The following is a 19,939-nucleotide window of genomic DNA, read 5'->3' as shown; positions in this document are numbered from 1 at the left end:
TTGTGGGACCCTCGAGCATGAGCATGGGAGAGGTGAGCGGCGCGTCGGTCTCGCTCGGGGCGGCGTTCCGGCCCGAGACCATCGGCGATGCCGCGGTCGCGCAGATGATCGCGGTGCTCGACGCCCAGGACGCCGCGCCGTCGATCGAACGACTGCGGGCGTGGATGCTGGCCGCGGGCGACGTACGGCGCGGGGAGGTCTGCGTGGACGTCGGCAGCGGCACGGGGACCATGACCCGCCGGCTCGCGGCCCTGGCCGGACCGGACGGCCGGGCGCTCGGCGTGGAGCCGAACGGCATGCTCCGCGTGGTGGCGGAGGCCCGGGCCGGGGAGGTCGACTCGGCCGCGGAGTTCTGCCAGGGCCTGGCGACCGAGATCCCGTTGCCCGACGAGAGCGTCGACGTGCTGTGGTGCGAGCGGGTGCTCCAGCACGTGCCGGAGCCGGCAGCGGCCATCGCGGAGTTCGGGCGGGTGCTGCGGCCCGGCGGTCGGGCGCTGCTGCTCGACTCCGACCACGAGTCCCGCGTCGAGTCCGATGTCGACCCGGCGGTGTCGCGGGCGATGACGACGGCGTTCATGGGCCAGCTCGCGAACCCGAGCGCCGCGCGCAACATCCCGCGCCAGGCGATCCAGGCGGGCCTGTCGGTCGACCCCGACGTCGGCTCGTCGGCGCTCGTCCAGTCACAGGACATGCTGCTCCGCTCGGACCTGAGCCGGATGTCGGCCGAGCAGGCGATCGGCGACGGCACGATCACGCCCGAGCAGGCCGCGGCGGCCCTGACCGCGCAGGCCGAGGCGGCGCGGAACGGCTGGGCCTTCTGGGCGGTCACGGTCTTCGGATTCGTCTGCCGCAAGGACTGAGGAGGACACTGTGGGAATGCGCCGTCTGCTCCTCGCCCCGGTGGCACTCATGGCGCTCGCGACCGCCGCGCCCGCCGCGCCGGCCGTCGCCTTGGCGCCGCCGACCGAGCGGACCATCACGGACCCGGTCGAGCCGCACAAGGCCTACGACATCGTCTCGGTGACGCTGAAGGCCGCCTCGGCGGCGGGCCGCAAGGCTCGGGTGACGGTGGTGCACGGCCGCCGGGTCGACGTCGGCGACGGCATCGACGTCTGGGTCGACACCGACGGCGACCGGGTGCCCGACCTGTTCATCACCGGGGTGTCCTTCAGCGAGTACGGCGTCTACAAGGCCCGCGACTGGGACCGCCACCACCGGGACATCAGCGACCGTGGGTGCGCCTCGGTGCGGATGATCGGGACGAAGTCGGTGATCCGGTTCGACCCGAGCTGCCTCGGTCCCTCCGAGCGGTTCTCGGTGTCCGTGCGGTCGCACGTCCAGGACCGGGCGGCCCGCACCGACGACTACGTCCCTGGGGTCCACCGGCTGACGAAGCGGGTCCTCTCCTACACCGGCTGAGCCACTCGAGTCCCAGGCCCGGCCCGGTGCCGCGCTCGGGACGCGGCGCCGGACCGGGTGGTCGGTCCCAGCCTCAGTCGTTCTGCTCCGGAGACCCCCGATCAGCCAAGGCGTTGGCGAGCGGGGACCGCTACGTCAATTCCGGGTAACTGCCGCGCGGCCGCCCGCCCACCGGCTTGTCAGACTGTGTCCATGGAGCAGCGCGTCCTCGGAAGGACCGGCCGCGAGGTCTCGGTCGTCGGTCTCGGCACCTGGCAGCTCGGCGCGGACTGGGGCTCGGTCTCCGAGGCCGACGCCCATGCCGTGCTGGAGGCGTCGGTCGAGTCCGGGGTGACGTTCTTCGACACCGCTGACGTGTACGGCGACGGCCGGAGCGAGGAGATCATCGGGACCTTCCTGCGGACCCACCCCGACGTCTTCGTCGCGACCAAGATGGGGCGCCGGATGGCGCAGGAGCCGGACAACTACCGGCTCGACAACTTCCGCTCCTGGATCGACCGCTCCCGGCGCGGCCTCGGCCTGGACCGGCTGGACCTGGTGCAGCTGCACTGCCCGCCGACGGAGGCGGTCGAGGCGGACCGGATCTACGACGACCTCGACACGCTGGTGGCCGAGGGCGACATCGCGGCGTACGGCCTGAGCGTCGAGACCGTCGACCAGGCGCTGGCGGCGATCGCGCGGCCGCACGTCGCCACGGTGCAGATCATCCTGAACGCGTTCCGGCTCAAGCCCCTGGACGAGGTGCTGCCCGCGGCCGCTGCGGCCGGGGTCGGCGTCATCGCGCGCGTGCCCTTGGCGTCCGGCCTGCTGTCGGGGAAGTACGACCGGTCGACGACGTTCGCCGCCGACGACCACCGCACCTACAACCGCGACGGCAGCGCGTTCGACGTGGGTGAGACGTTCTCGGGCGTGGACTTCGCGGTCGGCGTGGAGGCCGCGCAGGCCTTCGTCGACCTGATCGACACGGTCGGCCCCACGGGGCTCAGCCCCGCCGAGGTGGCCCTCGCGTGGGTCTGGCAGCAGCCCGGCGTCACGACGGTCATCCCCGGTGCCCGCAACGCCCGGCAGGCGCGCGCGAACGCCGCCGCCGGCGATGCGGACCCGCTCCCGCCGGCGTTCCTCGACGGGGTGCGGGACCTGTACGACCGGTACTTCCGGGCGGCCGTGCACGAGCGCTGGTAGGGCCGGTTCGCCTCCGAGCTGTCAGGCGAGCAGCTTGCGGAGCCGCGCGCCGGCCTGGAACCGGTGCTGCCGGCGGCGCAGGTCGCCGCGGCGGCTGCGAACCCGGCCGAGCTCGTCGACCTCGAGGTGGGTCAGCATCAGGGCGGTGGTGGGGTCGATGTTCAGTGAGGCGATCATGAGGGCGACGGTGCGCGCCTGAGGTGGTCGCCCACATCGGGCGACCTCCTTAGATCCCCCTGTCGGGTACCTCAGACCCCGGTCTAGGCTGGGTGCCGATGAGCGCCGAGGACTACTGCGACCTGTGTGACCTCCCGAAGTCCCAGTGCATCCACGGGAACCCACCGGCGCCCCCGCCGCCGCGCGCGACGGCCCGGACGGCGACGCCGCGGGCCGGCAGGCCGGTCGTCAAGAAGGCCGCGCCGAGCCGGTCGGTGCCGCGCAAGTGGACGCCGCCGGAGGCGTTCCGGCCCGACATCGTGGCGGTGCTGGAGGAGGCCGGTGGCCAGCTCGAGCAGGAGGAGCTGTTCCGGGCGCTGGAGGACCGGATGGCCGAGCGTCTCACCGAGGCGGACCACCAGACGACGCCCGAGGGCGAGCTGCGGTGGCGGTACGCCGCCCGCCGGGCGCGCCAGGCCCTGATCGCCGACGGCGAGATGACCAAGGGCCGGCCGGGCGTCTGGTCGCTGGGATGACCGGGCAGCCGGACGAGGTCAACGTCCTCGGCGGCGTCCTGGAGCCCTGCGGTACCGACCCGGTCACCGGCTACTTCCGCGACGGCAGCTGCCGCTGCGGGTCCGAGGACATCGGCCTGCACGCCGTGTGCGCGGTGATGACCGAGGAGTTCCTCGCCCACCAGCAGGCGGTCGGGAACGACCTGTCGACGCCGCGACCCGATTACGCCTTCGCGGGCCTGCACCCCGGCGACCGCTGGTGCGTGGTCGCCGCGCGGTGGCTGCAGGCGTACGCGGACGGGTTCGCCGCGCCCGTCGTGCTCGCCGCTACGAACCAGCGGGCGCTCGAGATCGTCCCGCTGCGCGCGCTCGAGGAGCACTCCGTCGACGTCCCCGGGGACCCCGGCTCGTTGCTCTGACTCCCCGTTGATCTGACTCAGGGCACGACCGAACAGCCGGGTGGCAGCGGCTGACGTCCGGTGAGAGCGAGCAGCACGTCGGTGCCGAGGCCCAGCTCGAGGGCGCTGGCGCTCGCGAGCTCGAGCGCCTCGGCGAGCGCGACGGCCGGCGGCGTGAACGCCAGCCCGGTCGCCCGGGCGATGTCCAGGCAGTGCACGGTCAGCTCGAAGGTGCGGGTCGGGAGGTAGTCGCTCACCCGCATCCCGCCGGCGATGGTCTCCACCACCGGGTCGCCGTCGAGTGCGCCCAGCGCCGCGTCGGCGTCGGCCCGGTGCTGGTGGAGGGCGGCGACCGGGTCGTCGCCGAGGGCCTGCCCGGCGTCCACCCCGCGCTGGTGGATGGCCGCGGTCGTCTCCGCCGTGGCGAACCGGTCGACCGCGACGTAGTACGCCGCGGGCGACGCCACCGCGACCGTGTCGGCGCGGGTGCGGAGGTAGGTCGCCACGGTCACCAGCGAGCGGCCCGTGTGCCCGATCAGCGAGCGCAGGTCCCAGTCGCCGACCCCCGGTCCGTCGTACCGCTCCCGAGGGACGGCGCCGACGAGGTCGAGGAACGCGTCGGCGGCGGCGTCGAAGCTGGCGCGGGGCTGCATGCCGCCATTCTCACAGCCGTGGGAGATTAATTCGGAGGCGCGGGGACAGGCTCCGGGCGCACGATGGGGGGCATGAACGGGCAGCTCGCGCGGCACCGGGCCTGGCACGCGCTCACCGGGGAGCAGAAGCAGCTGCGCCTCGACGAGCTCCGCCGCCGCCAGCAGGCGCAGATCGAGATGGAGCTGCGGTTCCTCCGCCGAGCCTGACTCCCACAGCCGGTCCAGTCCAGTGGGGTTTCGTCCCTCGCGGGGCCGGACGCGGATTAGCGTTTGCCGACGCCAATCGGCGACCGGCTCCCTGAGGAGGGACCTCTCCATGACCGACACCAACGAACCCCTACCGACCCAGTCGGCGGTTCCGCCGCCGTACGAAGCGGCCCCGGCCGCACCCGCGGCCGTTCCCGCGATGGCGGGCGGCGCCGCAGCCGCGCCGTACGCCGTCCCGAGCGGTGCGCCGCTGGGCAAGATCCGCAGCACGGGCACCTGCGTGCTGCTCACGATCGTGACGCTCGGCATCTACTCCTGGTACTGGTGGTACAAGACGCACGACGAGATGAAGCGTCACTCCGGCGACGGCATCGGCGGACCGATCGCCCTGCTCCTCGCGGTCGTGGTCGGCATCGTGATGCCGTTCATCACCTCCGCGGAGGTGGGCAAGCTCTACGAGCGCGACGGCAGGCCCGCGCCGGTCAAGGCCGCCACCGGCCTGTGGTACCTGCTGCTCGGCTGGCTGTTCCTCATCGGCGCGATCGTGTGGTTCGTGAAGACGAACGGCGCGCTGAACGACTACTGGCGCTCGAAGGGCGCCCGCGAGGACTGAGCCTCGCTGTCGGGACGTCGAGCGGGCGAGGCCTTCGGTTGGCCTCGCCCGTGTGACGTCAGGCGGACGTTCCGCCGTAGCCCGGTCGAGCAGGGGCGTACACCATGCGCTTGTCGTTGCCGGGCCATCCGTTCACCCAGTCGGGCCCGTTCCACCGCTCGATCTCGACCCGAACGTCCCCACCCGTGAGAGCGTCGATCTCCGAGGTCAGGTCCGACGGAAACTCAGGGTCGTCGAAGGCGCGCGTGGTGGCCACGTTGATCCGGAGGGTTCGAGTCGATGCGTCCGTCTCGATGGAGATCGCCTGGACCGCAGGGTCGATGACCCCGATCCCGGCTTGAACCACCGCCAGGACCATCTCGTTCTCGAACGCGAGGTCCTTCATCACTTCACCTTCGTGGCCGGACTTACGGGCACGACGCTGGGGTGCGCGGTGCCCTTGATCATGAACATGTGCGTCGGCTGGTCAACGTATCCGGCGTAGGCGTTGTTGTTGAACCCGGTGATTCCGTCGTAGCGGACGAGCAGGCCGCCGTTGGGCAGTCGACAGAGAATCGTTGCCGAACCATCGTGAACGGCATCGAGCACCGCCTGAGCTTCGTTCGGTGCGTGGAAGTAGCCACCACGACCGCGATCGATCCACAGGTCTGAACCGAAGAGATGCCGCTCCTGCCGCTGGAGACTGATTCCCCAGCTCAGGCCTCGGGTGTCGCGCAGCAAACGCACGGAGGGCGCGAGCGCCCGCGCGTCCGACGCGAGCACCAGCCCGGCGAACCTGCCGAAGGTCGACCGGGCGCGCAGCACGATCTCGCCCGCGGACCGCATCACCGCCGCCGCGGCGGCGGCCGCCGTGCGGACCGCCTCGACGAACTGCAGGATCCGGGGCATCTCGGCGCCGACGCGGGCGATGTTGATCGCGGTGGCGCCCGCGGCGGTGCCGCCCGCGGTGACGAAGCTCAGCCCGATGCCGATGCCCTCGATGATCAGCGAGTCGCGGAGCAGGTCGAACAGGAAGTCGAGCATCGCGGCGCGCTGCTGCTCGACCTGGTCGGCGTACTGCTCGCAGGCGCCGGCGATCGCGACGTACTGCTCGGCCAGGTCACAGGTGCCGCCCTTGAGGGTGCGCACGGCGTCGAGGGCGAGCGGGATCTCGGGAGAGTGCTCCTCGCCGAGCGCCGAGACGACCAGGTCGCAGTGGTTCACGAGGGCGGCGAGGCCCCCGGCGGCGCCGCGCCACGTCGCCCCGGCCGCGCGCAGCCTGTCGACGTCGGCGTCCGGCCAGATGAACGCCTCGACGTGGTCGAGGAGCCAGTTCAGCGTGTCCGGCAGGCCGGACGGATCGCCACCGAGCGAGGACGGCGGCGCTATGGGGCGTACGCCGGTGTACGCGACGTCGTCCAGGCCGGCCAGTCCCTCGGCGGCGCGGTGGTTCTGGTGCGAGCCGTGCGTGAGGCGGCCGAGGCCGGCGAACGAGTCGGCCAGGTCGGCCAGCGCCGCGAGGCCGTCGGCGGCGGCGGCGTCGTAGGTCTCGGCGAAGTCGGCCGAGCTGGAGGAGTCGCCGGCCATGGCGGCGTAGCCCGCGAGGGCCGCGGACAGAGAGTCGCAGCGCAGTGCCGCGGCGTGGTTGGCGTGCCCGAAGGCGCTCGTCGCGGTCGTGTAGCCGCCGCCGTCGATGAGGAGCCTCATGCCGGCAGGCTGCCCGCGAGGAGGTGCCGCGACGCGGTCACCGCCCGGGCTGTGGACAACCGGCGCCACGACCGTCACCGGCGCACCCCTCGGGGACCGCCGCTACCTCAGGTGACGATCCGGATCTCCTCGCCGAGCCGCGCACCCCGCAGCAGCTCCAGGTCGTCACCGGACCAGAACTTCCCCGGGTCGTAGTAGTTCGTCGGCCGGCTCCCGTCGAGCAGGCCCATCGCGGTGTACGTCGCCGCCACGACCTCGGCGCAGTACGTCAGCTCGGCGGAGGCCGCCCGGCGCACCCGCCCGCGCGCCCAGCGCCCGATCAGCTTGGCCGTGGCGGGGAAAGGCGTGCCGTCCAGCCGGGCGATCGTCCTCAGCACCGCGTCCTCCATCTCGCGGGTGACGGTCCCGTCCAGCTGGCGCAGCCAGGCCTGCTGTTCATACCGGCCGGTCCACTGGTCGACGGCGGCGCGCAGGTCGTGCAGCTGCACGCCGCGGTGGTGGCTGTTGGTCCAGACGTCCATCAGCCCCTTGCCGAGCTCGGCGTGCCACATCAGCGGTGGCAGGTCGTCGAGGACGACGGCCATCCCGACGTGGTTGACGGGTGCGTTGGTCAGGACCCGGATAGCGTGGTCCGCGGTCGAGTGGCCGCGGAACAGCCACAGGTCGCCGGTGCGGGTCAGGTCGACCGCCGTGTCGAGGTGCAGGTCGGTCATGGAAGGGGTCCTCGTGAAGCTGTGGAAGTGGCTCGGGCTCGCCGGGGTGGCCGGCGTCGCCGCCACCGGGGTCATCATCGCCCGTGACCAGCGCCAACGGGCGGAGCTCACGCCGGAGCAGGTGCGCGACCGGTTGCACGAGCGGATCGCCGAGCCTCCTGGCACCTCGGGGACCTAGCGGCTCCAAGTCGGCTCCCAGTCGCCTCCAAGGGCGCGCGCGCACGATGGGCGTGCCCGCCAGGGAGGTGGGCACAACCCGAGAGGAACCGACATGAAGACCACGCTGATCGAGCGGCGTACCACCTGGCGCGCCCTGCCGCCCCAGGACAAGCAGCAGCGCCTGATGGACCTGCGCCGGAAGCACCAGCGGCAGGTGGAGTTCGAGATGCTGCGACTGCAGACCATCCGGTGACCCCTGCCATCCCCGGCCCCGCCCAGGGCGGAGCCGCGACCCGCGGGGCGACCCGGGCACCGTGGAGGGGACGTGACGTCGTGCGCGCGTCCCGTCCTCGGTGCCCCGGCCCCCGTCAACCGGTGGCAGCGACCTGTTGCCACATCCGTACGTTCGTGTCGGCCGCCGAGCGGTAGCGGTCGTGCGCGGTCGAGCCGGCCGCGCGCATCGCGGCGAGGCCATCGCGCATCTCGCGGAACCCGGACTCCCACTCCGCCTGGGCCGTGGCCTGGGCGCCGGCGGCGCGGCCGCTCCAGGTGTCGTGCAGCACGGCGACCCGCCCCGCGATGGCGGCCAGCAGCTCGTCGAGCTCCTCGCCGCACCGGCCGAGCAGGTCGACGGTCGCGAGCAGCTCCTCGAGGTCCACGGCGTACATCAGCCCAGCCTCGTGGTGAGCCGGCCGAGCTCGGCGCCGGCGCCGGCGTCCGTGGCGGAGAAGTCGGCGTCGGCCGACTCGAGCAGGGTCGCCATCGAGCTCAGCCCCTCGAGGACCCGGGCGGCCCCGGCACACCACGCGTCCCACCCCTCGGCGTACGACGACGCGACGGTGCCCGACCAGGTGCCGAGGAGCGCGTCGACCGACCGGGCCGCGCGGTCCCGGTCGGCGGTGAGCCGCGAGGCGGCGTCGCGCAGGTCCGCCACGGCCGACCGGAAGGCCTGGTGATCAGTGGTCAGGGTGCCCATGACCTGACGATGCCCCGTGCCGACGGCCATCGACACGGGGCACCCGCGATCTGTGGAGAACTCCCCGGGCTCAGGGCAGCGGGTCGACCTCGTCGTACCCGCCCACGCCGGCGGCCAGCAGCGCCAGGTGGTGGTTGCCGTCGCCGAGCAGGTGGTCGAGCGCGGTGAGCCGGCTGGTGTAGGACCCGATGGAGTACTCCGCGGTCATGCCGATGCCGCCGTGCAGCTGGATCGCCTCCTGGCCGATGTGCCGGCCGGCCCGGCTGACCTGCAGGGCCGCCCGCGACGCCGCGACCGACGCCTCCTCGCCCGACGCGTCCGCGAGGACCATCGTCGCCCACACCGCCATGCTGCGGGCGAGCTCCAGCGAGACGTACAGGTCGGCCGCGCGGAAGGTCAGCGCCTGGAACGTGTTGAGCGTGACGCCGAACTGCTTGCGGCTCTTGAGGTACGCCGAGGTGGTCTCCAGCGCCACCTCCATCAGCCCGATCGCCTCGTTGCACGCGGTGATCCGAGCGATGTCGAGCACCCGGGAGACGACCCCGGTGGCGTCGCCGCCCGAGCCCAGCGGGACCGCGGCGGTGCCGTCGAAGGCGACCCGCGCGGCCCGGCCGCCGTCGTGCGTCGGGTAGCCCTCGCGGGCGGCATCGGTGCCCGCGACCACGAACAGCCCGGTGCCGCCGTCCGGCAGCGCCGCGCTCACGACCAGCACGTCGGCGCGGGCGCCCTGGACGACCGGCTCCTTGACCCCGCTCAGCGTCCAGGCGTCCCCGGAGGAGGTCGCCTGCACGGCGGTCGCCGAGGGCGACCAGCGCGAGCCCGGCTCGGCGTGCGCGAAGGCGAGCACCGTCTCGCCGGACGACAGTCCGCCCAGCAGCTCGGTCTTCTGCTCCTCCGAGCCCGCCGCCGCGACCAGTCCGCCGGACAGCACCACCGAGGTCAGGAACGGCTCGGGAGCGAGCACCCGGCCCAGCTCCTGCGCCACGATCCCGACCTCGATCGCACCGGCGCCCATGCCGCCGTACTGCTCCTCGAAGGGCAGGCCCAGCACGCCCATCTCGGCGAGCTGCTGCCAGACCTTGTCGCTGAAGCCCGGCTCCTCGGCGACCGTGCGCCGGCGGTTCTCGAAGTCGGAGTACGCCTTGCCCACCAGGCCGCGGACGGCCTCGCGGAGGGCCTGCTGCTCCTCGTCGTACGTGAAGTCCATGCGCTGCTCCTCAGAGTCCCAGGATCGTGCGGGCGATGATCTGGCGCTGCACCTCGTTGGAGCCGCCGTAGATCGAGGCCTTGCGGAAGTTCAGGTACACCGGCGTCGAGCGCCGGGTCCACCACGGCAGGTCGGAGTCGTCGCCTGCGCCGGAGGCGAGCGAGGCCGGACCGGCGACGTCGACGACCAGCTCGGTGACGGCCTGCTGGAGCTCGGTGCCCTTGAGCTTGAGGACGGAGGACGCCGGGTGCGGCTTGCCGTCCGCGGAGTGGGCGACCACCCGCAGCGCCGTGAGCTCGAGGGCGAGCAGCTCGTTCTCCAACTCGACGATCCGCGCCGCCAGCAGCGGGTCCTCCTCGAGCATCGGGCCGGCCCACTCCTTGGCCTGCGCGAGCACCCGCTTCGTGGCACCCACCGGTGCGACGCCGACGCGCTCGTTGCCGAGCAGGAACTTCGCGTAGTCCCAGGCGCGGTTCTCCTCGCCGACCAGGTTCTCGACCGGCACGCGGACGTCGGTGAACCACACCTCGTTGACCTCGTGGCCGCCGTCGATCAGCTCGATCGGCCGGACCTCGACGCCTGGGGAGCTCATGTCGATGAGCAGCATCGAGATGCCGGCCTGCTTCTTGGCCTCGGGGTCGGTGCGCACCAGGTTGAAGATCCAGTCGCCGTACTGCCCCAGGGTCGTCCAGGTCTTCTGCCCGTTGACGACGTACTCGTCGCCGTCGCGCACCGCCCGGCACTTCAGTGCTGCCAGGTCGGAGCCGGCGTCCGGCTCGGAGAACCCCTGCGACCACCAGATGTCGAGGTTCGCGGTCGGCGGCAGGAACTTCTCCTTCATCTCCTGCGAGCCGAACTGCGCGATCACCGGGCCGATCATCGAGGCGTTGAAGGCGAGCGGCACCGGCACGTAGGCGCGCTGCATCTCCTCGTGCCAGATGTGGCGGCGCAGTGGCGACCAGTCCCGGCCACCCCACTCCGTGGGCCAGTTGGGTACGGCGAGGCCGTGCGCGTTCATGACCTGCATGCTCTCCACGAGCTGCTCGCGGGTGAGCTCGCGCCGGTCGCGCACCGCGTCCCGGATCTCTTGGGGGATCTTCGTGGTGAAGAACTCCCGCATCTCGTCGCGGAACTCGGCGTCCTCCGCCGACAGCGCCAGCTGCATGGGTGGCCTCCTGATGGGTCGGTGGGGCCACGTTACCGGCCGGTATGGAGGCGCGCCTCGACCGGCCGGGGACTGGAAGCCATTCCGTCCGACGGCCTGCCGGGGACTGCGGCTACGACAGGCGCGGGACGAGCAGGTCGGCGAGGCCGATCCGGGAGAGGAACTGCTCGCGGACCCGGTCGCCGAGCAGGTTGACCTCCTCGGCGCCGTCACCCACCGGGTCGACGTGGACCCGGAACGGCCGGCGACCCTTGGGCAGGTCGACGACCCGGACGATCTCCCGGGCGACCTCGGTCGGGTCGGCGGACTCCGGGGCGAGCTCGGCGAGGCGCGCCGCCACCTGGTCGAGCAGCCCGGCGTACCGGGTCTCATAGGCGGCGGCGGTCCCGGCGTCCGTCGGCCCTCCGGCGTGGGCGAAGTGGTTGGTGCCGGTCGTGAACGAGCCCGGGACCACGATGGTGGTGTCGATCCCGAAGCGGGCGAGCTCGGCGGCGTAGCTCACCGCGAGGGCGTCCTCGGCGGCCTTGGCGGCGAAGTACGGCGCCAGGTACGGCGGAGTGCCGCCGCGGCTGCTGGAGGAGCCGACCCAGACGAGCAGGCCGTCGCCGCGAGCCCGAAGGTGCGGAAGCACCGCGCGGTTGACCCGCTGGGTGGAGAGCACGTTCACGTCGTAGACCTCCGCGAGCTCCTCGGGGGTGAAGGCCTCGGCTGGGCCCAGGACCATGTGCCCGGCGTTGTGCACGACCACGTCCAGGCGACCCGCGTCCTCGAGGATCTCCTTCACGGCGGCGTCGACGGACGCCTGGTCGCTGACGTCCATCTCGACGGCGCGGGCGTCGACGCCGTGCGCGCGGGCGTACTCGGCGAGCTCGGCGACCGCCGGGGCGTTGCGGGCGGTGGTACCGCGCATCCCGGCGTACACCCGGTGACCCGCGTCAGCCAGCGCCCGGGTGGTCATCGCGCCGAAGCCGCTCGACGCGCCGGTGACGACGATGTTCTTCTGCACGAGCTCTCTCCTCGGGGACTGGTGACGTGCCGGGAATCGCGGGTGCCGCTCAGGCGATGCCGCCGTTGACGTAGATCACCTGGCCGTTGACCCAGCGGCCCGGGCCGGCGAGGAAGGCGACGGTCTCGGCGATGTCCTCCGGGGTCCCCAGCCGCTGCGTCGGCGACATGTTCGCCAGGCGGTCGAGCGTCGCCTGGTCCTTGCCCTCGAAGAACAGCGGCGTGGCGGTCGGGCCCGGGGCGACGGCGTTGACGGTGATGTCGCGCCCGCGCATCTCCTTCGCCAGGATCATGGTGATCGCGTCCACGGCGCCCTTGGTGGCCGCGTAGCCGGTGTAGGTCGGGAAGGCGAGCTTGACCACCGACGAGGAGAAGTTGACGATCGCGCCGCCGCGGCGCAGCCGACGAGCGGCCTGCTGGTTCACGACGAAGGTGCCGCGGATGTTGGTGCGATGCATCCGGTCCAGGTCGTCCAGGCTGAGCTCGGCCAGCGGCGACAGCAGCATGATGCCGGCGGTGTGCACCACGACGTCGATCCCGCCGTGCTGCTCCTCGGCGCTGGCGAACAGGTCCTCGACCTGGTGCTCGTCCGCGACGTCGGCCTGGAAGATGCTGGCAGAGCCTCCCGCGTCCGTGATCGACGAGGCAACCTCCTCGGCGTGCGCAGGGTTGCCGGCGTAGTGCACCACCACGCTGACCCCGTCGGCGGCAAGTCGCTCCGACACGACCCGCCCGATCCCTCCTGATCCGCCCGTGACGATGGCTACCCGTGGGTCGCCGCTGCTGGTGTTGGTGGTCGGGCTGGACATGCGGGCTTCCTCCTCGAGCGCACGGGCAGGGGCTTGAGCTGAGGTCAGCCTCGTCGCGGTCCGGGCGGCTTCGCATCAGCCACTGGCCAGCGCAGACGCTCGGCCACCGGCTCGGCAGGTCCGGACCCACCCCGAGCGCCTCCCCGTGATCGGGGCCTGCGCTCCGTACAGTGCTGGAGTGCGACGCTTCCTCCCTTCCCCAGCCCTCGTCGTGGCGACCCTGGCCCTGGTCCTCTCCCTGGGCGGCGTGAGCTACGCCGCCGCGAAGATCGGCACCCGCGACATCGCCAACGACGCCATCATCAGCGTGAAGGTCAAGAACGGCTCGATCCAGCCGGCCGACCTCGGCCCCGCGGTCGCGAAGGTCATGCAGGTCCGCGCCTACACCAGCGTCGTGATCAGCCCGACGATGGCGATCGACACGACCCGGAGCAAGGGCTTCGCGACGGTGACGCGCCCCTCGACCGGGATCTACTGCCTGACACTGGACGACAGCATCGACGCCTCCCGCACGGCGCCCGTGGTGACCGTCGACTGGGACAACTCGTCCGGCAACAACCTGTCGGCGTTCGTCTCCAAGTCCGCCCATGACTGCCCGGCCGGGACCGACCTCGGCGTACGGACCTACGCGTTCAAGGCCGGCACGGCGAACGCGCTCACGAACATCGTGGCGTTCACCGTCGTCGTCCCCTAGGTGCGGCGGCTCGTCGACACCCGGACACCGCGGCACCCCGCTGCCGCGGTCCTGGTGCTGCACGGCGGCGCCAGCCGGGCCGACCGGCCCGAGGTCAGACCCGCCCAGCTCTCGGTGCTGCGGATGGTCCCGGTCGCGCGCCGGGTCGCCCTCGCGGGGCACGGCCGGCTGGCGGTGCACCGGCTGCTGAACTCCACGCGCGGCTGGGGCACCTCCACCACACCCGTCGACGACGTCCGGTGGGCGCTCGGCGAGCTGCAGGAGAGGTACGGCGACCTGCCGGTCGGCCTGGTCGGGCACTCGCTGGGCGGCCGGGCCGCGCTGCTCGCCGGCGGCGAGCCGGCGGTCCGCTGCGTGGTCGCGCTCAACCCGTGGGTCTACCCGGACGACGACGCGGACCTCACCGGCCGTGCCGTGCTGGTCGTGCACGGGACCGAGGACCGGGTGGCCTCGATCGGTCGCTCCCGCACGGTCGCCGCGCGCCTGGGCCGGCGTACCGACGTCGAGCTGCGCGAGGTCCCGGGCGGCACCCACGCGATGCTGCAGCGGCGCGGCGAGTTCGACGGCGCGGCCGCGACGTTCCTCGCGGAGCACCTGCTCGGCTAACGTGGCGACATGCCGCCTCCTCTCGTGGTGATGGGTGTGTCAGGGTCGGGCAAGTCGACCGTCGGCGCTGCTCTGGCGCAGCGGCTCCGGGTGCCGTTCGAGGACGCCGACGACCTGCACCCGCCGGCCAACATCGCCAAGATGTCGGCGGGGCACGCGCTCGACGACCACGACCGGTACCCGTGGCTGGAGAAGGTCGGGGAGTGGCTCGCGGCGCACCCGGACGGCGGCGTGATGAGCTGCTCCGCGCTCAAGCGGAAGTACCGCGACCAGCTGCGCCACCACGCGCCGCACCTGCGGTTCGTCCTGCTGGAAGGCTCCTTCGAGGTGATCTCGCGTCGGCAGGCGAGCCGGCCCGGCCATTTCATGCCCGCGTCATTGCTGCGGTCGCAGTTCGCGACCCTCGAGCAGCTCCAGCCCGACGAGGACGGGGTGGTCATCGACGTCGATCAGAGTGTCGATGCCATCGTCGAGGGGTACGTAAGGGGAACGCACCTCGAGGAGAACTGATGGACCTCACCGAGCCGGTCGCAGCCGGCTGGCAGCTGATCACCGCCGCGCTCGTCGCGATCGCGCTGATCGTCGTGCTGATCACGCTCGTCAAGATGCACCCGTTCCTGGCCCTGATCCTGGGCGGCCTGACGGTCGGCATCCTGGCCGGGCAGAACGTGAGCGACGTGCTCGTCTCGTTCACCACCGGCTTCGGCACGACGGCCGCCGGCGTCGGCGCGCTGATCGCGCTCGGCGCCATGTTCGCCAAGCTGCTCGCCGACTCCGGCGGCGCGGACCAGATCGTCGACACGATCGTCGGCCGGGCGTCCGGGCGGCTGCTGCCGTGGGCGATGGCCCTGGTCGGCGCGATCATCGGCCTGCCGATGTTCTTCGAGATCGGCCTTGTGCTGCTGATGCCGGTGATCTACCTGGTCGCCCGGCGCGCCCGGGTCTCGCTGATCACCGTCGGCATCCCCGCGCTGGCGGGCCTCTCCGCGATGCACGGCTTCGTGCCGCCGCACCCCGGGCCGGTCATCGCGATCCAGAACCTCGACGCGAACCTCGGCGTGACCCTGGGCCTCGGCATCGTGGTCGCGATCCCGACGATCATCGTCGCGGGCCCCTTGTTCGGGGTGCTGGCCGGCCGGTGGGTCGTCGTCGAGCCGCCGACCACATGGGAGCGAGAGGATCGCGAGGACATCCGGCGCCCGTCGTTCGGGATCACGCTCGCCACCGTGCTGCTCCCGGTGGTGCTGATGCTCGGCAAGGCGATCCTCGACATCGTCATCGACGACCCGGAGAACAACGTCCAGCAGGTCGGCGACGTGATCGGCAACCCGTTCATCGCGCTGCTGATCGCGGTCCTGGTCGCGATGCTGACCTTCGGCGTCGGCACCGGGATGGACCGGGCGCGGATCTCGACGTCGGTCTCGGAGGCGCTCCCGCCGATCGCCGGGATCCTGCTGATCGTGTCCGCGGGTGGCGGCTTCAAGCAGGTGCTCGTCGACACCGGCATCGGCACCCTGCTCGCCGACTGGGCCAAGGACGCGAACGTCTCGGTGCTCCTGCTGGCGTGGGTGCTCGCCGTGCTGATCCGCCTGGCCACCGGCTCCGCCACCGTCGCGACGATCACCGCGAGCTCGCTGATGGTCGGCCTGGTGCAGGGCCTCCCGACCGGTGAGGTGTCGCTCGTGGTGCTCGCGGTCGGCGCCGGATCCCTGTTCTTCTCGCACGTGAACGACGCGGGCTTCTGGCTGGTCAAGGAGTACTTCGGCATGACCGTCGGCCAGACCGTGAAGTCCTGGTCCCTGATGGAGACCGTGCTGTCGGTGACCGGGCTCCTGGCCGTCCTGCTGCTCGGGGTGTTCGTGTAGCGGTACCTCCGCCCCGGTGAGCACGCCGGACCGACCAGCCCGGGACCCGGCCGGGACGCCGCGATCGAGCAGGTCGAGGGCGCCCGGCGGGACGGGGCGATCAGGTACGACCCGACGGAGCATCGAGCCCGTCGAGGTAGCGGCTGGTCGGGACCAGGTCGAGGTCGTGGTCGGCGCCGATCCGGGCGACGCTGGCCATCAGCTCGCCCAGCCGGCGGTGCAGCTCGGCGTCGTCGCCGCCGCTGCCGTAGAAGGCGTGCATGTCCGCGATCCCCGCGCTCGGGAACAGCTCCTCGACGATCGCGTCGATGCCGGGGGCCGCCGCGGTGACCGCGCCGGTCACGACGTTCTGCACGTAGCCGAAGGTCGCCTGCGTGCGGATCGCGACCGGCGTGTGCTCGACCATCCAGCGGCGGATCCACTCGTCCCGTGCCAGCTCCTGCGGCCGCCGCAGGATCGCGACGTTGGCCAGCGCGTCCGCGCGGCTCCCGTCCCACGCCTCCGGCGGGTCCAGGCGGCGACGCTCGTCCACGGCGTACCCGTGGACCGTGGCCGCGACCTGTCCCAACGCAGCGGCGACCGCTGCCGGGTCCGCGTCCCAGGTGCTCACGATCGCCCGCACCGGCTCCTCGAACTCGCCGAACCGCATCGCGTCCGCCACGTGCTCGTCGTCGACGTTCAGCTGGAGCCGGCGGACGCCGGCCGCGTACAGCGCTCCGTGGAGGCCGTCGTCGTGCAGGCCGTCGTCGTGCAGGCCGTCATCGTGTAGGGCACTCGGGTCGACGCCCCACAACAGGAACATGTTCTTGTCCACGGGGTGACGGTAGCGGGCCGTCAGAGCACGGAGCGGTAGACCTCGACCGTGCGCTCGGCGATGGCGTCCCAGGAGAACGACGAGATCGCCCGCTCGCGACCCGCCCTCCCCATCTCGGCGGCCCGCGCCGGGTCGGAGACGACCGAGGTGAGCGCGGCCGCGAAGTCGGCGACGTACCGGTCCGGGTCGAGCGGCGTGCCGGTCCCGTCGGTCGCTTGGGAGATCGGCACGAGGACGCCGGTGGAGCCGTCGACCACCACCTCCGGGATGCCGCCGGTGGCGGTGGCGACCACGGCGGTCTCGCAGGCCATCGCCTCCAGGTTCACGATGCCCAGCGGCTCGTAGATCGACGGGCAGGCGAACGCCGTGGCGTCGGTCAGCAGCGCGACGACGTCGCGGCGCGGCAGCATCTCCGGGATCCACACGACGCCGGACCGCGACGAGCGCAGGGAGGCGACCAGCCCCTCGACCTCGGCCATGATCTCGGGAGTGTCCGGCGCGCCCGCGCACAGCACGATCTGCACGTCGGGCGGCAACGCGGCGCAGGCGCGCAGGAACAGCGGCAGCCCCTTCTGCCGGGTGATCCGGCCGACGAACACCACCGACGGGCGGTCCGGCTCCACCCCGAGCGCGCGCACCCGGTCGGGCGAGGGGACCGGCGCCCAGTCGACGGTGTCGATGCCGTTGTGCACCACGTGCACGCGAGTCGGGTCCACCGCGGGGTAAGACGCCAGCACGTCGTCACGCATCGCCGCCGACACTGCGATCACCGCGGCCGCCGCCTCGTACGACGTCCGCTCGACCCAGGACGAGATCGCGTAGCCCCCGCCGAGCTGCTCGGCCTTCCACGGCCGCAGCGGCTCGAGCGAGTGCGCGGAGACGACGTGCGGGACGTCGTACAGCAGCGCGGAGAGGTGGCCGGCGAGGTTGGCGTACCAGGTGTGGGAGTGCACCAGCTCGGTGCCCGCGCAGCCGTCGGCGATGGTGAGGTCGACTCCCAGGGTGCGCAGCGCGGCGTTCGCGCCGGAGAGCTCCGCGAGGTCGGGGTACGACGCCGTGAGGGCCTCGTCGCGGAACGCACCGAACGCGTGGACGTGCGCCTGCACGTCGGGCCGCGCGCGTAGGGCGCGGACCAGCTCGGCGACGTGCACGCCGGCGCCTCCGTAGACCTCGGGTGGGTACTCGCGGGACAGCACGTCGACTCGCACGCTCCCGAACCTATCCGGCGGGCACTACCTTGGGCACATGTCGCTCAGCTCCCGGAAGAAGGTCCTCGCGATCGTCCTGGCGGGAGGTGAGGGCAAGCGGCTGATGCCGCTCACCGCCGACCGGGCGAAACCGTCGGTGCCGTTCGCCGGCATCTACCGGCTCATCGACTTCGCGCTCTCGAACGTCGTCAACAGCGGCTACCTGAAGATCGTCGTGCTCACCCAGTACAAGTCGCACAGCCTGGACAAGCACGTCACCCAGACCTGGCGGATGTCGACCATGCTCGGCAACTACGTGGCGCCGGTGCCCGCGCAGCAGCGGGTGGGCAAGAACTGGTACCTGGGCAGCGCCGACGCGATCTACCAGTCCCTGAACCTGATCCGCGACGAGCGGCCCGACACCGTGGTCGTCGTCGGCGCGGACCACGTCTACCGGATGGACTTCGCCCAGATGGTGGCCGCGCACTGCGACAGCGGCGCGGCGTGCACGGTCGCCGCGATCCGGCAGCCGATCGAGCTGGCGGACCAGTTCGGCGTCATCGACGTGCACCCCGACGAACCGACGAAGATCCGGGACTTCCTGGAGAAGCCGAAGAACCCGGTCGGCCTGCCGGACAGCCCGGGCGAGGTGCTCGCGTCGATGGGCAACTACGTCTTCGACGCCGACGCGCTGGTCGAGGCGGTGACCCGGGACGCCACCGAGATCGGCTCGAAGCACGACATGGGCGGTGACATCGTGCCATCGTTCGTGCGCCGCCAGCAGGCGAACGTCTACGACTACAAGGACAACGACGTCGCGGGCTCGACGGACCGCGACCGCGGCTACTGGCGTGACGTCGGGACCCTCGGCTCCTACTATGCCGCGCACATGGACGTCGTCTCCCCCCTTCCGATCTTCAACCTCTACAACTTCGACTGGCCGATCTACACCTCCTACGGCCCGCAGCCGCCGGCGAAGCTCGTGAAGGGCGTCGCGGGCGAGAAGCCGTTCGTCGACGAGGCCGTGCTCTCGCCCGGGGTGGTCGTCACGGGCGGTCGCGTGCAGAGCTCGGTGCTGTCGCCGGCGGTGCGGGTCGGCGCGGGGGCGGAGGTCGTCGGCTCGGTGCTGATGAACGGAGTCCGCGTCGGCGACGGCGCCCGGGTGCACAACGCGATCATCGACAAGAACGTCGTGGTCCCGCCCGGGGCCGAGCTCGGGCTCGACCCGGCCGCCGACCGGGCGCGCGGGTTCGTCGTCGAGGACGGGCTGACCGTGCTCGGCAAGGACCAGGTGTTCCCGGGCTAGATCACGCCGGCGGCACGAGCGGCCTCGGCGTACGCCACCGCCAGCGACGCCGCCGTCTCGTGCGCGTTCAGCCCGCTCGGGTTCGGCACGACCCACAGCTCCGCGCCGGCGAGCGGCTCCGGCTGCCGGCCCGGCGTCGCCAGCTTGCGGTCGAAGGCGGTGCGGTACGCCGTGATGCCGAGGATCGCCACCACCCGGGGCGAGGTACGGCGCACGGTCGCCTCCAGCTCGGCCGCCCCCGCCCGCAGCTCGGCCCGGGTCAGCTCGTCGGCGCGGGCCGTCGCCCGCCGCACGATGTTGGTGATCCCGATGCCGCGCGAGCGGAGCAGGTCGCGGTCGGCGTCGGTCATCCCGCCGGAGGGGCTCAACGGCTCCTCGATGATCCCCGCGGCGTACAGCGCGGGGTAGAAGCGGTTCGACGGGGACGCGAAGTGGGTCCGGGTCGCCGCGGTCCACAGGCCGGGGTTGATCCCGACGAACAGCAGCTTGAGCCCGGGCCCGACCAGGTCGGGCACCTCGTGGTCGCGGTAGGACAGCAGCTCGGCGCGGGTGAAGCGGGGCACCCGCGCAGCCTGCCATGGCGGAACCCGGCGGCGGTCAGTAC

28 protein-coding genes are annotated in these 19,939 nt (G+C 72.4%); 14 read left to right on the top strand and 14 right to left on the bottom strand.

Going from position 1 to position 19,939, the window contains the following annotated elements:
* Positions 1–23 precede the first annotated feature (23 nt).
* The 3 genes from ACVW2K_RS21630 to ACVW2K_RS21620 all read left to right on the top strand — a co-directional run bounded on the left by ACVW2K_RS21630 (position 24) and on the right by ACVW2K_RS21620 (position 2,601).
* Entirely contained in the window at positions 24–860 is an 837-nt protein-coding gene (locus ACVW2K_RS21630) for a methyltransferase domain-containing protein (RefSeq protein ID WP_457203925.1), read from the top strand.
* Between the two features lie 16 nt (positions 861–876).
* Positions 877–1,419: a hypothetical protein gene (locus tag ACVW2K_RS21625; RefSeq protein WP_457203924.1), complete on the top strand. Its 543-nt coding sequence runs from the start codon at positions 877–879 to the stop codon at positions 1,417–1,419.
* 192 nt (positions 1,420–1,611) lie between these two features.
* Entirely contained in the window at positions 1,612–2,601 is a 990-nt protein-coding gene (locus ACVW2K_RS21620; protein ID WP_457203923.1) for an aldo/keto reductase, read from the top strand.
* Positions 2,602–2,622: 21 nt separating this feature from the next.
* Here the strand turns inward: ACVW2K_RS21620 and ACVW2K_RS21615 are convergent, their stop codons facing one another.
* Positions 2,623–2,778, bottom strand: a complete 156-nt coding sequence (locus tag ACVW2K_RS21615; RefSeq protein ID WP_457203922.1) for a hypothetical protein — start codon at positions 2,776–2,778, stop codon at positions 2,623–2,625.
* A gap of 98 nt (positions 2,779–2,876) precedes the next feature.
* On the opposite strand from ACVW2K_RS21615, the gene ACVW2K_RS21610 reads away from it, so the two are divergent.
* Together ACVW2K_RS21610 and ACVW2K_RS21605 are read left to right on the top strand one after the other, a co-directional pair.
* A complete protein-coding gene (locus ACVW2K_RS21610) occupies positions 2,877–3,293 on the top strand; it encodes a hypothetical protein (protein ID WP_028637493.1) in 417 nt (138 codons plus the stop codon).
* Positions 3,290–3,691, top strand: a complete 402-nt coding sequence (locus ACVW2K_RS21605; protein WP_457203921.1) for a DUF2237 family protein — start codon at positions 3,290–3,292, stop codon at positions 3,689–3,691. Before ACVW2K_RS21610 ends, ACVW2K_RS21605 begins: the two co-directional genes overlap by 4 nt.
* A gap of 17 nt (positions 3,692–3,708) precedes the next feature.
* Here ACVW2K_RS21605 and ACVW2K_RS21600 read toward each other — a convergent pair whose 3' ends face one another.
* Positions 3,709–4,323 (bottom strand): maleylpyruvate isomerase N-terminal domain-containing protein, encoded by a 615-nt coding sequence (locus ACVW2K_RS21600; protein ID WP_457203920.1) that lies wholly within the window; start codon positions 4,321–4,323, stop codon positions 3,709–3,711.
* A gap of 72 nt (positions 4,324–4,395) precedes the next feature.
* On the opposite strand from ACVW2K_RS21600, the gene ACVW2K_RS21595 reads away from it, so the two are divergent.
* A complete protein-coding gene (locus tag ACVW2K_RS21595; RefSeq protein WP_269320330.1) occupies positions 4,396–4,530 on the top strand; it encodes a hypothetical protein in 135 nt (44 codons plus the stop codon).
* A gap of 109 nt (positions 4,531–4,639) precedes the next feature.
* Positions 4,640–5,143, top strand: coding sequence for a DUF4234 domain-containing protein (locus tag ACVW2K_RS21590; RefSeq protein WP_197025317.1), 504 nt, complete (start codon positions 4,640–4,642; stop codon positions 5,141–5,143).
* A gap of 58 nt (positions 5,144–5,201) precedes the next feature.
* Here the strand turns inward: ACVW2K_RS21590 and ACVW2K_RS21585 are convergent, their stop codons facing one another.
* The 3 genes from ACVW2K_RS21585 to ACVW2K_RS21575 all read right to left on the bottom strand — a co-directional run bounded on the left by ACVW2K_RS21585 (position 5,202) and on the right by ACVW2K_RS21575 (position 7,542).
* Positions 5,202–5,528 (bottom strand): hypothetical protein, encoded by a 327-nt coding sequence (locus tag ACVW2K_RS21585; RefSeq protein ID WP_457203919.1) that lies wholly within the window; start codon positions 5,526–5,528, stop codon positions 5,202–5,204.
* The gene (locus tag ACVW2K_RS21580) at positions 5,528–6,829 is read right to left on the bottom strand and encodes a WXG100-like domain-containing protein (RefSeq protein ID WP_457203918.1); all 1,302 of its coding nucleotides are present in this window, start codon (positions 6,827–6,829) and stop codon (positions 5,528–5,530) included. Before ACVW2K_RS21580 ends, ACVW2K_RS21585 begins: the two co-directional genes overlap by 1 nt.
* Before the next feature lie 107 nt (positions 6,830–6,936).
* Entirely contained in the window at positions 6,937–7,542 is a 606-nt protein-coding gene (locus ACVW2K_RS21575) for a hypothetical protein (protein WP_457203917.1), read from the bottom strand.
* Positions 7,543–7,555: 13 nt separating this feature from the next.
* On the opposite strand from ACVW2K_RS21575, the gene ACVW2K_RS21570 reads away from it, so the two are divergent.
* Positions 7,556–7,720 (top strand): hypothetical protein, encoded by a 165-nt coding sequence (locus tag ACVW2K_RS21570; protein ID WP_197025318.1) that lies wholly within the window; start codon positions 7,556–7,558, stop codon positions 7,718–7,720.
* A 93-nt stretch (positions 7,721–7,813) separates the two neighbouring features.
* On the top strand, positions 7,814–7,954 hold the full coding sequence (locus ACVW2K_RS21565; protein WP_155992071.1) for a hypothetical protein: 141 nt from the start codon (positions 7,814–7,816) through the stop codon (positions 7,952–7,954).
* A gap of 115 nt (positions 7,955–8,069) precedes the next feature.
* Here ACVW2K_RS21565 and ACVW2K_RS21560 read toward each other — a convergent pair whose 3' ends face one another.
* The 6 genes from ACVW2K_RS21560 to ACVW2K_RS21535 all read right to left on the bottom strand — a co-directional run bounded on the left by ACVW2K_RS21560 (position 8,070) and on the right by ACVW2K_RS21535 (position 12,863).
* Positions 8,070–8,369 carry a WXG100 family type VII secretion target gene (locus tag ACVW2K_RS21560; protein ID WP_457203916.1) on the bottom strand — a complete coding sequence of 100 codons (300 nt, stop codon included), beginning with the start codon at positions 8,367–8,369 and terminating at the stop codon, positions 8,070–8,072.
* Positions 8,369–8,677, bottom strand: a complete 309-nt coding sequence (locus ACVW2K_RS21555; protein ID WP_457203915.1) for a WXG100 family type VII secretion target — start codon at positions 8,675–8,677, stop codon at positions 8,369–8,371. Before ACVW2K_RS21555 ends, ACVW2K_RS21560 begins: the two co-directional genes overlap by 1 nt.
* A gap of 70 nt (positions 8,678–8,747) precedes the next feature.
* Positions 8,748–9,884 carry an acyl-CoA dehydrogenase family protein gene (locus tag ACVW2K_RS21550; protein ID WP_457203914.1) on the bottom strand — a complete coding sequence of 379 codons (1,137 nt, stop codon included), beginning with the start codon at positions 9,882–9,884 and terminating at the stop codon, positions 8,748–8,750.
* Between the two features lie 10 nt (positions 9,885–9,894).
* A complete protein-coding gene (locus ACVW2K_RS21545; protein WP_457203913.1) occupies positions 9,895–11,049 on the bottom strand; it encodes an acyl-CoA dehydrogenase family protein in 1,155 nt (384 codons plus the stop codon).
* A 112-nt stretch (positions 11,050–11,161) separates the two neighbouring features.
* Positions 11,162–12,055 (bottom strand): SDR family oxidoreductase, encoded by an 894-nt coding sequence (locus ACVW2K_RS21540; RefSeq protein WP_457203912.1) that lies wholly within the window; start codon positions 12,053–12,055, stop codon positions 11,162–11,164.
* 49 nt (positions 12,056–12,104) lie between these two features.
* Positions 12,105–12,863, bottom strand: a complete 759-nt coding sequence (locus tag ACVW2K_RS21535) for an SDR family oxidoreductase (RefSeq protein WP_457203911.1) — start codon at positions 12,861–12,863, stop codon at positions 12,105–12,107.
* A gap of 178 nt (positions 12,864–13,041) precedes the next feature.
* On the opposite strand from ACVW2K_RS21535, the gene ACVW2K_RS21530 reads away from it, so the two are divergent.
* From ACVW2K_RS21530 to ACVW2K_RS21515, 4 genes are read left to right on the top strand one after another with little or no spacing between them, the layout of a single operon-like run.
* Positions 13,042–13,557 carry a hypothetical protein gene (locus ACVW2K_RS21530; protein ID WP_457203910.1) on the top strand — a complete coding sequence of 172 codons (516 nt, stop codon included), beginning with the start codon at positions 13,042–13,044 and terminating at the stop codon, positions 13,555–13,557.
* The gene (locus ACVW2K_RS21525) at positions 13,558–14,163 is read left to right on the top strand and encodes an alpha/beta hydrolase (RefSeq protein ID WP_457203909.1); all 606 of its coding nucleotides are present in this window, start codon (positions 13,558–13,560) and stop codon (positions 14,161–14,163) included. It abuts the gene before it with no gap.
* A 9-nt stretch (positions 14,164–14,172) separates the two neighbouring features.
* The gene (locus ACVW2K_RS21520; protein WP_028637526.1) at positions 14,173–14,673 is read left to right on the top strand and encodes a gluconokinase; all 501 of its coding nucleotides are present in this window, start codon (positions 14,173–14,175) and stop codon (positions 14,671–14,673) included.
* Complete coding sequence (locus ACVW2K_RS21515) at positions 14,673–16,028, top strand: GntP family permease (RefSeq protein WP_457203908.1); 1,356 nt, start codon at positions 14,673–14,675, stop codon at positions 16,026–16,028. Before ACVW2K_RS21520 ends, ACVW2K_RS21515 begins: the two co-directional genes overlap by 1 nt.
* A gap of 100 nt (positions 16,029–16,128) precedes the next feature.
* Here ACVW2K_RS21515 and ACVW2K_RS21510 read toward each other — a convergent pair whose 3' ends face one another.
* Positions 16,129–16,842 carry a hypothetical protein gene (locus ACVW2K_RS21510; RefSeq protein ID WP_457203907.1) on the bottom strand — a complete coding sequence of 238 codons (714 nt, stop codon included), beginning with the start codon at positions 16,840–16,842 and terminating at the stop codon, positions 16,129–16,131.
* Positions 16,843–16,862: 20 nt separating this feature from the next.
* Entirely contained in the window at positions 16,863–18,050 is a 1,188-nt protein-coding gene (gene glgA, locus ACVW2K_RS21505; protein WP_457203906.1) for a glycogen synthase, read from the bottom strand.
* A gap of 37 nt (positions 18,051–18,087) precedes the next feature.
* On the opposite strand from glgA, the gene glgC reads away from it, so the two are divergent.
* The gene (gene glgC, locus ACVW2K_RS21500) at positions 18,088–19,335 is read left to right on the top strand and encodes a glucose-1-phosphate adenylyltransferase (protein WP_028637511.1); all 1,248 of its coding nucleotides are present in this window, start codon (positions 18,088–18,090) and stop codon (positions 19,333–19,335) included.
* Here glgC and ACVW2K_RS21495 read toward each other — a convergent pair.
* The gene (locus tag ACVW2K_RS21495) at positions 19,332–19,898 is read right to left on the bottom strand and encodes a mismatch-specific DNA-glycosylase (protein WP_028637512.1); all 567 of its coding nucleotides are present in this window, start codon (positions 19,896–19,898) and stop codon (positions 19,332–19,334) included. The genes glgC and ACVW2K_RS21495 overlap by 4 nt on opposite strands.
* Between the last annotated feature and the right edge of the window lie 41 nt (positions 19,899–19,939).

This window comes from Nocardioides sp. HB32, assembly GCF_054058995.1.
This window is presented reverse-complemented; position numbering and strand designations above follow the sequence as displayed.

Coding starts and splice junctions, on each gene's coding strand:
- ACVW2K_RS21630 (WP_457203925.1), top strand. CDS start 24: ATGGGAGAGGTGAGCGGCGCGTCGGTCTCGCTCGGGGCGGCGTTCCGG.
- ACVW2K_RS21625 (WP_457203924.1), top strand. CDS start 877: ATGCGCCGTCTGCTCCTCGCCCCGGTGGCACTCATGGCGCTCGCGACC.
- ACVW2K_RS21620 (WP_457203923.1), top strand. CDS start 1,612: ATGGAGCAGCGCGTCCTCGGAAGGACCGGCCGCGAGGTCTCGGTCGTC.
- ACVW2K_RS21615 (WP_457203922.1), bottom strand. CDS start 2,778: ATGATCGCCTCACTGAACATCGACCCCACCACCGCCCTGATGCTGACC.
- ACVW2K_RS21610 (WP_028637493.1), top strand. CDS start 2,877: ATGAGCGCCGAGGACTACTGCGACCTGTGTGACCTCCCGAAGTCCCAG.
- ACVW2K_RS21605 (WP_457203921.1), top strand. CDS start 3,290: ATGACCGGGCAGCCGGACGAGGTCAACGTCCTCGGCGGCGTCCTGGAG.
- ACVW2K_RS21600 (WP_457203920.1), bottom strand. CDS start 4,323: ATGCAGCCCCGCGCCAGCTTCGACGCCGCCGCCGACGCGTTCCTCGAC.
- ACVW2K_RS21595 (WP_269320330.1), top strand. CDS start 4,396: ATGAACGGGCAGCTCGCGCGGCACCGGGCCTGGCACGCGCTCACCGGG.
- ACVW2K_RS21590 (WP_197025317.1), top strand. CDS start 4,640: ATGACCGACACCAACGAACCCCTACCGACCCAGTCGGCGGTTCCGCCG.
- ACVW2K_RS21585 (WP_457203919.1), bottom strand. CDS start 5,528: ATGAAGGACCTCGCGTTCGAGAACGAGATGGTCCTGGCGGTGGTTCAA.
- ACVW2K_RS21580 (WP_457203918.1), bottom strand. CDS start 6,829: ATGAGGCTCCTCATCGACGGCGGCGGCTACACGACCGCGACGAGCGCC.
- ACVW2K_RS21575 (WP_457203917.1), bottom strand. CDS start 7,542: ATGACCGACCTGCACCTCGACACGGCGGTCGACCTGACCCGCACCGGC.
- ACVW2K_RS21565 (WP_155992071.1), top strand. CDS start 7,814: ATGAAGACCACGCTGATCGAGCGGCGTACCACCTGGCGCGCCCTGCCG.
- ACVW2K_RS21560 (WP_457203916.1), bottom strand. CDS start 8,369: ATGTACGCCGTGGACCTCGAGGAGCTGCTCGCGACCGTCGACCTGCTC.
- ACVW2K_RS21555 (WP_457203915.1), bottom strand. CDS start 8,677: ATGGGCACCCTGACCACTGATCACCAGGCCTTCCGGTCGGCCGTGGCG.
- ACVW2K_RS21550 (WP_457203914.1), bottom strand. CDS start 9,884: ATGGACTTCACGTACGACGAGGAGCAGCAGGCCCTCCGCGAGGCCGTC.
- ACVW2K_RS21545 (WP_457203913.1), bottom strand. CDS start 11,049: ATGCAGCTGGCGCTGTCGGCGGAGGACGCCGAGTTCCGCGACGAGATG.
- ACVW2K_RS21535 (WP_457203911.1), bottom strand. CDS start 12,863: ATGTCCAGCCCGACCACCAACACCAGCAGCGGCGACCCACGGGTAGCC.
- ACVW2K_RS21520 (WP_028637526.1), top strand. CDS start 14,173: ATGCCGCCTCCTCTCGTGGTGATGGGTGTGTCAGGGTCGGGCAAGTCG.
- ACVW2K_RS21515 (WP_457203908.1), top strand. CDS start 14,673: ATGGACCTCACCGAGCCGGTCGCAGCCGGCTGGCAGCTGATCACCGCC.
- glgC (WP_028637511.1), top strand. CDS start 18,088: ATGTCGCTCAGCTCCCGGAAGAAGGTCCTCGCGATCGTCCTGGCGGGA.